A 13,690-nucleotide genomic window follows, 5' to 3' on the forward strand; every position below is an offset into this window, starting at 1 on the left:
TCCTTGCGGGGTAAATATGGCCTTCTCGGAGGACGGTGAACCGTTGACGGTTGACCTTGTTCTTCAAAGCGAAGCTTCGTCTCAAACTCAAAGCATCTTCTCGCTCTTCAATTAGCCTTCTCGGAGGACGGTGAACCGTTGACCGATGACCTTTCTTCCTGTTGCCTTACTCTTCCAAGCTATCAGCGTCTCCTGGCAAGCGACCCGTGCGCGGGTCCTTGGACGGTGAACCGTTGACGGTTGACCTTGTTCTTCAAAGCGAAGCTTCGTCTCAAACTCAAAGCATCTTCTCGCTCTTCAATTAGCCTTCTCGGAGGACGGTGGACCGCTGACGGACAACGTGGTTTCGTAAGCGTTCAGCGGGTTTTTGCTCTTAAGCGCGCAGCGGTTTCTAATGCGAGATCCCGTGCAGAAACATCACGGGATGACAAAGTGAGTGGATTTAGGTGCGGGCTCTACGGGATGACCGAAGAGGCGCCCATCAGGTCAGGCTTACGGGATAACAGTCTTTCAAGTCATCCTGAAATGCTCCTGTTCAGGATCTGGGATTTTCTAAGAACCGTGGTTGGGGTTAGCGGGTTGGTGGTAGGAAAGAGCAAAGGAGCAGTTCCAAGTTGTGAGTTGCATGTGAGAATAGATTCGATCCAAACGGATGTAGGGGCGTGCGGCTGCACGCCCGCTGTAAACAACGATCAGTCTTCCCAAGGATGAGATCGTCCTCTTCAATAGTTTAACGAATCGAATTCTGGGCAGAATCATGTATGAATAACGCAAAGAGTGTCATCCCGAACTCTTTTCGGGATCTGGTTTTGATCCTCTCGGCGGGGGACGGTGGACCGTTGACCGATGACCTTGTTCTTCAAAGCGAAGCTTCGTCTCAAACTCAAAGCATCTTCTCGCTCTTCAATACGGTCTTCTCGGTTATGTTGTCCCCTGAATGGACAGAGCACTATAATAGGTTATCCGAACACAAGCGAGGTGCAGAGGTGAAGAAGGGATGCAAGCTGATCTATCAGTTCAAGATAATTCTTCTAGACATCACACCGTTAATCTGGAGAAGAATACAGGTTCCGGATATCTACACCTTCTGGGATCTTCACGTCGCTATTCAGGATGCCATGGGCTGGTCTGACTATCATCTCCACGAATTCCAGGTCGTTGATCCGAAGAGTGACGAGCTCGTTTATATAGGGCTTCCGATTGAAGACACCTTCAAGGAAGTTCACGATTCCAGAGAACTGCGCATTTCCGATTATCTTTCAATCAATAATCGGAAGGCCTCTTACCTCTATGACTTCGGCGACAACTGGATCCACGATATTCTTCTCGAAGATGTTCTCGGTAGAGACTTGAGTGTCAAGTATCCAAGGTGTATCGCCGGTGAACGAGCCTGTCCGCCTGAAGATGTAGGAGGAACAATGGGTTATCGGGATCTTGTTGAGGCAATGAAAAATAAGAACCGCCCCGATCGAGAAGATCTGATCGACTGGCTGGGAAAAGAATACGATCCCGAATCCTTCGATCGTATGCAGATACACTTCGACGATCCTGACGAGCGGCTGAAGAACACATATTGAAGAAAGCAGAATAGGACGTAAGACTAGGCCATAGCTGACGTTCCAACACAGATTGCTTATAACAACAGTCTCCGAAAGGCCCTTTTATCGACAAAGAGACATGAAACGGAACAGCTCTAAAACAGCTCTGCTGAGATCTTGTCGGGTCGCGAAAACCCCTCTCCAGAACCAGGCGGCCTAACTTGAAACATCGAAACTGAACAGACTCATAGGGCATTCAGTTCTCTAAACGGCAAATGAAAGGAGCATCTTGGAAGAGCTTCTATTCGGAGTTCTCAAAGAAGGACTCTACACAGTCTTCCAGAGTGAAGCGGCTACAACATATCTATTCGGACCGAAGGATTTTATAGACTACCGGATCTTTCTTCCTGGAGATTCTTCTTTCCAATTCCTACTTAGTAACTGATGCGAACGTCTTCATCTAGCATCTAAAGCATGCTGCCTCTCGTTATCCAGACTTCAGGAGTTACGCGAGATAATCTTCTTCGAACTCCTCGATCGTCTTGTATTCCTTGACCTCGATGTTGTTCTCGTCATACAGTGACCTGTACTCTTCCATCGCTTCGTCAAACACCCTGGCCGACCGCTGCAAATCGTTGATATCGAAGTGTTTCATAAGATCGATAGATGCGCCTTCGTACTCCTCTCTCATCTCATCATAGAATCGCTGGCAACTCGCGGCAGTCATGAAAGAAATGTACTTGTTATTGGTCTTTGCAGCAAGCTTCATCTTGTTTCTCCAGTCAGAATAAATCTCCTCATATGTACCGATCAAAGCCTGCGAGTCAAGTCTCTTCTTATTCTTCAATCTGTGCTTTATCTCTTCGATTTTCTCTTTTGTGCAACGCATCAGTGAAGTCGCGTTCTTCTTGATCGAGCTAAGCGTGTCGGCCTCTATCAGTAATCGGTAATGGTCTAGAAAGCAAATCGGCAATTCCCGCATCTTTTCGATCTCTTCAGGTATGTGTCTGGACCCAAGACTCACATATGATTTATTGATTAGATACATGATCATTTCGATAGAGTTGATCAATTCGGCCGATTCATATTTGGCCACGCAGTACTCTTCACTAATTACCAAATCTGCAAGAGACTTCTGCGCCTGCTCGAAATGGGTCAGGATATTACTGAGATTACGCTCATTCAAGGGGCTATTCAGGCGTTCCGAGGCTTCTTCACGAAGCTCCATAAACCTCTGGAGATACCTGTCGTCAAGATAGTAGACAATCTTCAGATCCATCAACCTGGAGATGTATGGTGTCGAGCACTTAGCCATGTCTTCAACCTGCTGCCAGGTAGTGCAGTAGATATCATGGGCGACATCTCCCAATATGAAGCATGAACTTATTCCGTATCCTTTAGAATCGTTTATCACCGTGAAGAGATCCAAATCAGACTTGTCGTGTATGTCTCCAGAGGAAAATGAGCCGTAGATGCCGATCAATGCGACCGAGTCTGGACAGACGCGCTTCGATTTCTCGATCACAGCTTTGACAATCCTTTCGTTTCTAATCAGTAGAGCCTCTTTTGTCTTCTCATCCATAATATTCTCTCCATTTTGCATATTTACTTCTTTCACCATAGCTTGCTGAAAACACTCACTGCTCGGTACCCGCAAGTGGGTTTCACAGAATGATTGTATCAAGCGAATCGAAATTCACAAGAAGACAAGAACACTCCGCTAAGGACGAATGAGGGTAATCCTCTATGAGATCACTCGATCCATCTGAGCAGTCATCAGAGGTTTCCCCCGATAAGCACAACTTCGTGATGTTACACTTGGAGTGAAGCATAGGATGCAAAGCTGGAACATATGGGAGGTGTGCCTTGCTGGGAGCAATTGTTGGCGATATCGTCGGCTCGAGATTCGAGTTCAACAACCACCGAAGCAAAGCCTTTGATCTATTCACGGATGACTGCTTTGCTACAGACGACAGTATGATGAGCCTTGCCGTCGCCAAAGCGATTATGAAGACTGAAAGTACCATCGACAAATCTCAGGGAGACTACAGACTGAGCAGTAGCTATAACCGTCTGCTGGGAGAGTTTGCAGTAAAATACATGCAGCAGATCGGTCGAAATTATCCAAACTGCGGTTATGGAGGAATGTTTGGAAGTTGGGTATTCAGCGCCAAGCCGGAGCCGTACAATAGCTTCGGCAACGGAGCGGCTATGCGCATCGGCCCTGCGGGATTCACTGCGCGAACTGAATCGGAAGCGATAAGCCTCTCAAAAACGATAACCTCTGTCACTCACGACCATCCGGAAGGCATAAAGGGGGCTGAGGCAACCACAATTGCCGTTTTCCTTGCGTGTCAAGGCTTCTCAAAGGGTGATATTCGCGCCAGGATCTCAAGAGATTACTACTCAATGGATTTCACAATCGACGAGATTCGCTCATCATACGCCTTCAATGAAACCTGTCAGGAAACGGTGCCACAGGCCATACAGTGCTTCCTCGAATCGGATTCATTCGAAGACGCCATCCGTACTGCAGTTTCGCTTGGCGGAGACAGCGACACAATCGCGGCAATAACCGGAGCGATAGCCGAGGCTTACTATGGCATTCCGGACGACATAAGAAACAAGGCACTGTCCTATCTAGACGGAGAACTCCTTGCGATCTTCTTTGAATGGGAAGACTTCATGAAATCATAAAAATAATCGATAGAGGGGGGAACGTGGTTGGGGTTAGCGGGTTGGTGGTAGGAAAGAGCAAAGGATCAGTTGCAAGTTCCAAGTTGTGAGTTGCATGTGAGAATAGATTCGATCCAAACGGATGTAGGGGCGTGCGGCTGCACGCCCGCTCTCAACAATGATCAGTCTTCCCAAGGATGAGATCGTCCTCTTCAATAGTTTAACGAACCGAATTCTGGGCAGAATCATGTCTGAATAACGCAAAGAATGTCATCCCGAACTACTTTCGGGATCTGGGCTTGTGAAGGGCCGTGGTTGGGGGTCGGAAAGAGCAAAAAACCAGTTGCAAGTTCCAAGATGTGAGTTGTAAAAAAGGCCGGGGTTGGTGGTTGGAGGTTCGTAAGAGCAAAAGAAACTGGTTGACCGCTGAGCGGTTCTCCGTTCTCCGAATAAAAAACCTGTTCTTCGTTCCAGAGCAAGGATCTGTTCTTCGTTCTTGGTCAAAACCGTAAAGCAGCAGCATCAAGATTCCGAACAGGAGCTTTGTCGGAATGACGGAATCTGGCCTTTAGGAATAACCATTCGCTGTCATCCCGAACTTGTTTCGGGATCTGGGCTTGTGAAGGGCCGTGGTTGGGGGTCGGAGGTTAGGGGTCGGAAAGAGCAAAGTGAAACCGGTTCTCCTTTCTCCGAATAAAAAATCATGTTCTTCGTTCTTGGTAAAAGTGAAAAACGAATCGAGATTCTGAATCAAGTTCAGAATGACGGGTTCTTTCGCTCAGCGGAAAGCGGCTCTTACATTCGAGATCCCGATCAGTTGCATACCGGGATGACCCTTAAAGGAGCATTTAAGCTGTTGTTGTTGATTTTCCCCTTATTCGGGGGGCGGGGGACCGTTGACGGACAACGTCGCCTTCGGCAGCGCTCAGCGTCTTCTAGCCAAGCGACTATCTGCCCTGCACAGTCGGAACTGGCCTCGCAAAACGCGAGACTTGCCACCGAAGGTGATTGGCCTGAACCAGCAGATAAGAATTATCAGCTCTCCTTCCTTCCACCCGGTCTTGTTAACCCGAATTTCCTAACCCGCTCCTTTGTTTCCCCGCGAAGCGGAACTGACCTGAGTCAGCAGACTGGCTTCTAAATCCCTCGTCCTCTCGGTGAGAACAGCGAACATCTCGACAATGCTCTTTCTCGCTTGATCTTATCCTAAGAACGGCTCTTCACAGCGTTCAGCGGCTCTTTCCCCGCTCTTCAAACTCCGGCCCCGCCTTTTGAACAAGAATGAGCTGATCTAGGCGCGCAGTCTAGAGAGAGCACGTCACGATATCTACTTCATTCATGAATCGGATGCAGTGAACATCTCCTTTAGCGCTTCAGCGATTTCGAGTGGGTCTGAGACACGAATCAGTCGTATCCCTTCGGTCTCAGATATTTTCCGGATACCCACATTCTCTTCTTCACTCACAAGAATCATCACATTCGAATTGGGCATGATCGCTTCTATTGCCTGATTCGAGTTTCGATCGGATAACTCGATCCCTCCGGTCACATGCAAACCGATGATTGGAACTCCCCTGGATTTGGCGAATTCTATCAGCTTGTAAATTCTGTTCAATTCGTCGTCTACATCGGTCGCTATTGCGGAGCAGACAATACACATGTCTCCATCGACCAAGGAACCGGCGTCCATGACGAGCGTTAGCGGAGTCTCAGAAACTTCCATCATAGCCGACAATTCCTCCGCGCTAAGTGTCGGCGCACTCGTAACTTCGATTCCATTCCTTTTGCAAACCGTTTCCAGCATGACCGAACCCGGTCCGTCTCCCAACGAAGTGACTATGAGAGGCGGGCCAATGAGAAGAGCATCGCTCCCACCGCCAAGAACCAAAACTCCAGAGATGAGCACGAGAAGTACCGCCAGCTTTTTCAATGAATTCATAACTTAATTCCCTCCAAAAGTGATTAGTTACGGACCTGCCTCAAAGAGGATGTTGTCCTCATTTCTCCATATTAGACCAATTTTATCAGTTTTTGTGTCAATTCAAGCGTTCTAATTCTTGGATTCTCGCAATTGCATTGAGACCGGAGAAACTGAGTGTATGAAAGAGCAATTGGTAGGTAATCAGATTTTGAAAGAACGGCTCCTGGTATTCAACAGAGAGATAAGAAGCGATCCGATCCATCAACCCGCGTGGCTTATTGAATCCGAAAACTCAACGATTTGCAGTCTATACTCTTCACAGTGAAAGCCAGGAGTAGTCATCGCACCAATGTTTTGCTTAAGATTCAACGCTGCACTTCTCCAGAGATGCCGACTGGGGAGGTCACCTTCCGCGCATCCAGCGAACATCAACTGGAAGACTGTTCGATCTTGCCCACAATTAGAGGATTCTCGCTCTTCTTCATGTTCCTCTTCATGTAAGAGAGAAAATCCTCCGGTGGCTGGTACTGCCTGAAGCCTTCAGCTATCTCGTCTGTCTCTCTCTTCAGGAGTCACGGATATTGTCAGCTCATCCGAAATCAGCCGCAACTCTCTTATTCTTCCGGGGGACGAGAAGTCCTCAAACTCTAGGATTACTATGTTTTCCTCATCCCTCTTAAGAAGTATAGCCGCACAGGTAATATAGTCCTCAAAACAGACTCTGGGAGCCCGGTACCCAGAACCATTACTGCATATACGGCTTCAATTCCATCGATCTTCACATCAAAACAACAATCTTCAAGACTGATTTCCCTGTCCTTCAAAAAAATCCCAAGGATCACTCTATCCCTCCTTCAAGATATCTTACAGCGACAAGTCAAAAATGCCCTGTTCTTGAAAGGCGAAAACGGTCTTAGCAAATTGGCTTGATCTGGCTGAGCAATATTGGTAATTTGTAGGAATGGTTGTAGGCAATACACAACTACAATTCTATAATGTGATACCGTTGCGTCTAACTTACAATCATGCAACCTTGAGTCAGTTATTTCTGAGGCGACAGTTTTCAGCCATGTCGAGTCTCAGAAAGAAGGAGATTCAAACCAAGCGACTTGGCCATCTAAATGCACTGAAGATAGAGCTTTCTCATAATACTACCCAATAACGTCGATGCATTTCTGGCGATTACATTTTTTGACTCAACTTTGACAGCAAGAAATCTGAAAACAGCTAAACAAGGGAAAAAATGAAAAGAAAAATAGACGTACCACCACAGTGGTCTGTTATGCAATCTCTTTGAGTAGATCCGGTGGTCTTATCTTGAGTGCTTTGAAAGCGTCGTAAGCATTGCCCATCGTTTCAGTCCTTGCAAGAAAGCGTTTGTTTTCTGCCGTTATCTCAACTGCCCTTATCTCTTTCAAGTCTTCAAGTATTTCTGCGTAAGAGAAAGTACTTCCAATCTCTTTCAGCTTTCTGCATAAGGCAGTCTCCATTACCAGTGCAAGGAAACAGATCATTATGTGTCCCTTCACCCTCGTGTCTGTGTAATGGTATATGGGACGAAGATCGAGTCCGCTCTTCAGTTCCCTGAAGGCTCTCTCTACTTTCCACAGTAACTTGTATGATTGAGCAACCTCTCTATTGGTTAGTTTTGTGTTCGTTCTTAGAACGTATTTGCCATCATATTTGACTTCCGAAGCCATCTTTTCCTGGTCTATCTTCACATCTGTTTTCTGTATACTCAGATATCTTCTGTATCCTCTGTTTCCCACAAGACTCTTTGGCCCCTGTTTAAGTTTCTTCGTAAGGTTCTTCACTATCTCTTCTCTCTTGATTCTGTCTCTTTCTGCTTGAAACGGATTGAAACAGATTACGTATCTCTCCCCCTCATGCAGAACTTCCTTTACTTTCAGATTCTCTTCCACTTCTTCGTAATCACCGGGCTGATTCAATACCGCTTCAACTCTCTTGCTTCTTCTCATCTTCACCCCGAATATGTATGAAAGCCCGGCCTTATCTATCTCCTCAATGAGTCCGTTGCTTATCATTCCTCTATCGGCTACCACTATAACCCTGTCTATGTTGAATCTCCTTCGTATATCCTCAAGAGCTATCCTGAAGGTATCTATGTCTGCTGTGTTTCCGGGAAAGATTTGGTGAGCAACGGGGAAACCATCCTTCGTCATTAGTACCCCTATCATCACTTGCTTGCAATCAGACCTGTGATCCTTAGAACGACCATACATTGAAAGTTCGGGTCCTTCTCCCTGGAAGTACGTGCTCGTTGTATCCCAGAAGACTAGATCGAGATTCAAGTTGAAGAGAGTCTTCACATTACTGAATAGCTCTTCCTCCACCTCTTCCTTGAACTTCTCGAGATAATCCAGTCCACGGTAGTAATGCTGAAGACTCAACTGCTCGAACTCAGGTCTGTAAACCTTGGCTACCCACTTGTCTACTCCCCTCTTCGATCTCGGTTCGACAAGTCTGTTAAGTACCATAGCGAATATAGCCTCAACGTAATCGCTAACTGCATCCGTATCTCCAAGCAGTCTCTTCAATACTCTTTCGATACCCAGTTCCTTCCATAACTGCTCGAAGATAATTACAGGTCCCCACAGATAGGTTTGATTCACATTAAGGGCTTCTTTCCTAATCCACTCTTTCGTTGAGAAGTTCCTCAGACTTTCAATAAGCCTATCTATCTGGCCACTGTTCTGAAGATCATCTACCCTCCCCAGATTAACCAGAACTTTCTGTCTAGTCTTATTCCCCACTCGTATATTCTCTACGAGCTGCAGGTAATTCCTGGTGGAACCGTCCTTGTTTTTGAAGTGTTTCAGTCTAAGAAACATGGCACCAATATTATATCACTATAACTAACGATAAGTCAAGCAATAACAAAGTGACAAGCAAACCCACATGGCACCGCATTTCAAAAACGATTCCAGTATCTAAGACGAACTTATGCACCTTTCAGAACTTATTCCTACCATTTATTCACTTTTGCTGTCAAAGTTGAGTTTGACATTAGCGAAACAAAGACTGAAATGCCATACACTGACTCTGGGCTGCATGCATGGAAATCTCACACAAGCCCTTTGAGAGAAGCAAAGGCCAGCCGGTACAGGCTCTTACCGGCCAAGCAAACTGAGCCAGTGCGCCCTGCTCAGTCGGAAATCCTGCGAGACTTAAGCCATTTGTATGCCTTCGGACTGGATTCCCAGACCCTACGATAGTCTAGGGCATACATCAGAGCTTCCCGCTCCTCATCTCTATCCTCTGATTCTTCGAGCTCTTCCGGCCCAATTTCTCTGAAAAGCGTCTCAACAATTCCGGGATTCATTTTTGTTGCGCGAAGAAGGTACAAATTGGCATCCTGCTTTCTGTTTCTTATAGTGCTAATGAACGCACGCCCCATTAGAAAATCTACGTCTTCCTCTCTAGAATGGTGTTCTAGCAACTTCTCGGATTTCATGAAGTTTTTCTGTCTGAATAAGCTGTTAAGAAGGCCATGCTTTGCGTGCACTCTGTCTTCCCGGTCTATATCGAGTAGCATTTCATAGATTTCTATCGCTCGCGCCTGGTCGCCTACTCTAATTCTCAGAAAGTCAGCATAGTCAACTAGTAGATCCAGCAGGGGCCTGTTGTTCATACGATCATACTCGAGTGAGTAAGACTCCGATTCAATTTCCTCTAATAAACTTGCCACTCTTGAATAACCGGCTTCCAGAGTGTGTTGGCATTGATTGTTTAAACCTATCTCAGAGTAACTATTGGCCAGCATTGAGTAGAGCTGAAATTCATATGGGTCTCTCTCAAGTGCGTTCTCCATCCGAACAACCCTTTCAGAATTATCACGTATAGAGGCGAGTCTCATCAATTTGTAATTTCCCGGTGGGAGGTTGTACTCGATTGTGGGAGAATCGCCCGAATGCAGAACGGTTAAGCCGGGAAGAAGTGCTTCTCTTTCCTCAAGAATGATCTTGTGTAGATACTTCGTTGAATGATAGGCCTTTTCAAGAAGAGGAGCGATTTTCATGCTCGACGATAGATCTATCGGGAGTACCGGTGGGACTTTCGAATCGGAAAGAAATCTATCATAACGCTTCCGATCAGACCTCGAAAGCATTTCTTGAAGAGCTGTTGCTTTGGATGAGTAGCCCGCCTTCTGTGCAACAAGAGCCACAGCTAACTTGGTATTTGAGTCGGTTTTCAATTCAGTAACAAATGTGATCAGATCCTCGAGGGGTTTAGACTTGGGGAGAAGCTCATTTTCAAGGAGGACAGAGCATAATCCACACACTATATCTGTCACTTCTTTCTTTTCCTTACTTCCCAGAAGCATTCTAAGAAAATTCAGAATCGGTCTTCCTGAATGGGAGAAATCTGTATTACACGCAATTTCACCGAGAATCATTGGAAGAGAATCGTCAACGATCGAATTCTTTACAATGATATACAGAGGGCTGATCTGGTCTTCACTCCACTCAAGCAGATTTTCTGCGACAGCGGCGGCGTTCCTCCTTATTTGCTGATCCTCATTTGTTAGAAGACATACGAGTGCAAGTGCAGACGCACCATATCCTGCCATCGACCCGGCAGGAGTATCTTCGAAAATATATTGCAGGAAAGGAACTTCCACATCTTTGTTCAGACCAAGGGCATAGTGCGCCACTACAGTTTCAATAAGCCCGAACACAACATCGGAATAAGGATTCACGTACTGCAAGTAGAACCTTGGACAGTATTTCGCCAGCCTCACTGCTTCATACTCAAGTTCTTTCTGTTCAGCATCTTCAATCTCCGAATCAATTTTCACAGTATGATGAAGGAAATACGAAAGCACGCTGAGACCTGCAAGAAAATACCATCGGGCCATTTCAGGTCCTCTGAATTCATTTACCCCCATTGCTTCGTAGACTGACTCTTCAACATCTAAACCCGCAGAAGCCTTATCAGGCAAATTATTCAGATTCTCATGTCGGAGCTTGTTGCCAATACTGACGATCTCTTTCGCCGCAGCGAACCTCGTGTCGAATGGTATAGTCTCGTCCCAGACAAAAACACTCCAGTAATAAAGTACAAAGAATTCGCTCTGCTTAACGATTTCATGGTCAAGAGCAAATACTTCGGACAAGAGCTTCGAAAGTCTCTCGAAAGTGTCCGAACAAGACTCGTTCATAAGCTTCTCGCGATCAAAATCAGGTCCAGTAAATTCTATACCCATCCCCAAGAGATCCCGAAGATAGACAATTCTACTCTTCTGATAGTTACTCCACATAATTACCCTCCTTTGTTGCGCGATCTTAGAGGATCAACCAATCTTCACATGAAACTTCGGTTTATTGCAAGCTGTTCACAAGGACCGCCCAACAAGTATGATATCCAAATCTTCAAGACAAGACTCCATTATTGGCATTATCGCACACTTCATTTCTATTCATAAGAATTTGAGCTGAGCCCTTTATCAATTGGGAACAAATTTAGTAGACATTCGTCATAACAGTTATTAGTAGCCTTTGTCAATTAGGTGAATACGCTGGAGATTTGAACCTGTAATGCTATAGAAAGCATCAGGGACGCATACACCTAAAGAAAACCGAGTTTTGAGACACTATACAGAGAGGTGCCTTTAATTCCTTCTGGTCGACGCATTTCGATTGCTTTGCATCTTTTGCACCAACCAATTTCCCTTCCTCGCAACGAAATTTTGAGAATATCCACAGTAATCACAAATAACAAGGAATAGGCGGCGTAAGGGTTCTCTAAAGGAATTCTTTGAAATTAGTTTATTCTTCCCGCAATTGATAGAATGACTTGTAGTTTCCAATTTTGCATAATTTGCATGAGCCACTCGATCAATGGAGGTAATTACTGTGGCGACTCTAAGAGAGATCTCTGAAGCGTCTGGCGTATCCATTTCGACCGTATCAAGAGTACTTAGCAATGACGGACGAATCAGCGAAGCCACAAAGAAGAAGGTCTTGAGAATTGCAAAGAAACTCGGATACTCAGGTGAGATAGCCAATGGGCCTGGGAGCAAGGTTGTCATGTTCTTTGTTAGCAATCCTCACAGATCAATCGAAAGCGACGAATTCTTCTCTGGAGTCCAGCGAGGAATATTGAGAGGAGCTGGAGGATCGGATATTCACTGCCTGGTTCAGTCAATCAGAAGCAGAAAGAGCTTCGATGAATCACTTATTCCGCTCGATCTTGTCGAAGGCTTGATCGTTGGAGGCATCCCCATGCCTGACGATCTAAAGACGTTCCTATCGGCGGTAAAGATTCCGGTAGTCTTAATCGGCAAATATGCAGGTCTGGAATACTTGGCTTCTGTAAACAATGACAATGCGAGAGGTGGCTATCTCGCCGCAAATGAGATTATCAAACATGACTACTCCTCAATTACCATTATCACAGGACCAAGAAACGTCTCGACATTCGCCGACAGACTGGAAGGCTTCTTCAAATGTTTGAGCGAAAACAGCTTTCCATTTGACCAGGTGAAAATTATTGAATGCAACTCCTTCGAAGAGAGAGACGGAAGACAAGCCATCGAAAGTCATTCCATAACGCCGGGAAAGAAGGAAGTCATTTTCTGCACGACCGATTGGCTTGCAAAAGGTGTGATCGAGGCCCTGCAGGAAAGGAAGGTCTCTATTCCTTCAGACATAGGCGTTATTGGATTTGGAGGACTAGATTTCTGCAAAATGATCTCACCAAGAATAACTACCGTCGCACTGAACCCCTATCTTCTTGGAAGAATCGCCGTAACCCTGCTTCGGGAATTGATGGATGGCAATTCCGAATCAAAAGGAGTTGTATTTGTAGAACCTTTCTTGATGGAAGGCGAAACTTTAAGGAGGGGAAAGTAGTGCATTTCAGAGATTTAATGGATTCGAAAGACAGGCTCTTGGTCGTCAGCCTTCCCGAAAACAGTCTCGAGTACGCAAGAGCTGCCGTTGAGAACGGTGCAGACGCAATTAAGCTTCACATAAATGTGAAGCACCGAGTAACTGGAAAGGCTCATGTTACATGGACCAATGTTAGGGAGACGGTGAAGAGCATTCATTCCACTCTTGGCTGCTGCATGGGAATCGTTCCAGGAGCGGAGGCAATGGCGTCAGAAGATGAGTTACGGGAAATGGGTGAATTCGGTCTGAGTTTCTTTGATGTCTATGTCGACTACGCCCCGCCCTACGTTTTGAAAAACGATCTCTGCAAGATGCTTGCTCTTAATCATACGTATTGCAGATCAATGGCCTCTCATCTCAGAAGATTGGGGGCAGATGCGGTAGAAATATCGATCATCAACCCAAAAGACTACGGGAAAGACCTTTCTCTGGAAGACCTTCTCAAATACCTGGAAGTACTTGAACTTTCGGGATTGCCTTCTTTTATCCCGACCCAGAAAAGGATTACCGTTGACGATGCAGATAGAATTCTCAGTCTTGGCTTCAAGGGCCTGATAATCGGCCCGATAGTAACTGGAACCGATATTGAAAGTTTTTCACGGACTGTCAGGGAGTTCAGCAAAATTGCCAGAGAATGACAA

9 protein-coding genes are annotated in these 13,690 nt (G+C 45.8%); 4 read left to right on the forward strand and 5 right to left on the reverse strand.

Going from position 1 to position 13,690, the window contains the following annotated elements; genetic code table 11:
• Positions 1 to 986: 986 nt before the first annotated feature.
• A complete protein-coding gene (locus Y696_RS11185; protein ID WP_259459930.1) occupies positions 987 to 1,577 on the forward strand; it encodes a plasmid pRiA4b ORF-3 family protein in 591 nt (196 codons plus the stop codon).
• A gap of 466 nt (positions 1,578 to 2,043) precedes the next feature.
• Here Y696_RS11185 and Y696_RS11190 read toward each other — a convergent pair whose 3' ends face one another.
• Complete coding sequence (locus tag Y696_RS11190; RefSeq protein ID WP_121510497.1) at positions 2,044 to 3,120, reverse strand: hypothetical protein; 1,077 nt, start codon at positions 3,118 to 3,120, stop codon at positions 2,044 to 2,046.
• Positions 3,121 to 3,404: 284 nt separating this feature from the next.
• Here Y696_RS11190 and Y696_RS11195 point away from each other — a divergent pair, with 284 nt between their 5' ends.
• A complete protein-coding gene (locus Y696_RS11195) occupies positions 3,405 to 4,235 on the forward strand; it encodes an ADP-ribosylglycohydrolase family protein (RefSeq protein WP_121510498.1) in 831 nt (276 codons plus the stop codon).
• Between the two features lie 1,315 nt (positions 4,236 to 5,550).
• Here Y696_RS11195 and Y696_RS11210 read toward each other — a convergent pair.
• The 4 genes from Y696_RS11210 to Y696_RS11225 all read right to left on the reverse strand — a co-directional run bounded on the left by Y696_RS11210 (position 5,551) and on the right by Y696_RS11225 (position 11,416).
• Complete coding sequence (locus Y696_RS11210; protein ID WP_121510501.1) at positions 5,551 to 6,153, reverse strand: DUF6305 family protein; 603 nt, start codon at positions 6,151 to 6,153, stop codon at positions 5,551 to 5,553.
• Between the two features lie 638 nt (positions 6,154 to 6,791).
• The gene (locus Y696_RS14350; protein ID WP_259459931.1) at positions 6,792 to 6,977 is read right to left on the reverse strand and encodes a hypothetical protein; all 186 of its coding nucleotides are present in this window, start codon (positions 6,975 to 6,977) and stop codon (positions 6,792 to 6,794) included.
• 438 nt (positions 6,978 to 7,415) lie between these two features.
• Positions 7,416 to 8,987 (reverse strand): IS1634 family transposase, encoded by a 1,572-nt coding sequence (locus Y696_RS11220; RefSeq protein ID WP_121510502.1) that lies wholly within the window; start codon positions 8,985 to 8,987, stop codon positions 7,416 to 7,418.
• Positions 8,988 to 9,301: 314 nt separating this feature from the next.
• Positions 9,302 to 11,416 (reverse strand): lipopolysaccharide assembly protein LapB, encoded by a 2,115-nt coding sequence (locus tag Y696_RS11225; RefSeq protein WP_121510503.1) that lies wholly within the window; start codon positions 11,414 to 11,416, stop codon positions 9,302 to 9,304.
• 595 nt (positions 11,417 to 12,011) lie between these two features.
• Here Y696_RS11225 and Y696_RS11230 point away from each other — a divergent pair.
• Together Y696_RS11230 and Y696_RS11235 are read left to right on the forward strand one after the other, a co-directional pair.
• On the forward strand, positions 12,012 to 13,010 hold the full coding sequence (locus Y696_RS11230) for a LacI family DNA-binding transcriptional regulator (protein WP_183084215.1): 999 nt from the start codon (positions 12,012 to 12,014) through the stop codon (positions 13,008 to 13,010).
• Positions 13,010 to 13,687 (forward strand): hypothetical protein, encoded by a 678-nt coding sequence (locus Y696_RS11235; RefSeq protein WP_121510505.1) that lies wholly within the window; start codon positions 13,010 to 13,012, stop codon positions 13,685 to 13,687. Before Y696_RS11230 ends, Y696_RS11235 begins: the two co-directional genes overlap by 1 nt.
• Positions 13,688 to 13,690: the final 3 nt, after the last annotated feature.

It is taken from the genome of Mesotoga sp. H07pep.5.4 (genome assembly GCF_003664935.1).
GTDB classification, from domain to species: Bacteria; Thermotogota; Thermotogae; order Petrotogales; family Kosmotogaceae; genus Mesotoga; species Mesotoga prima.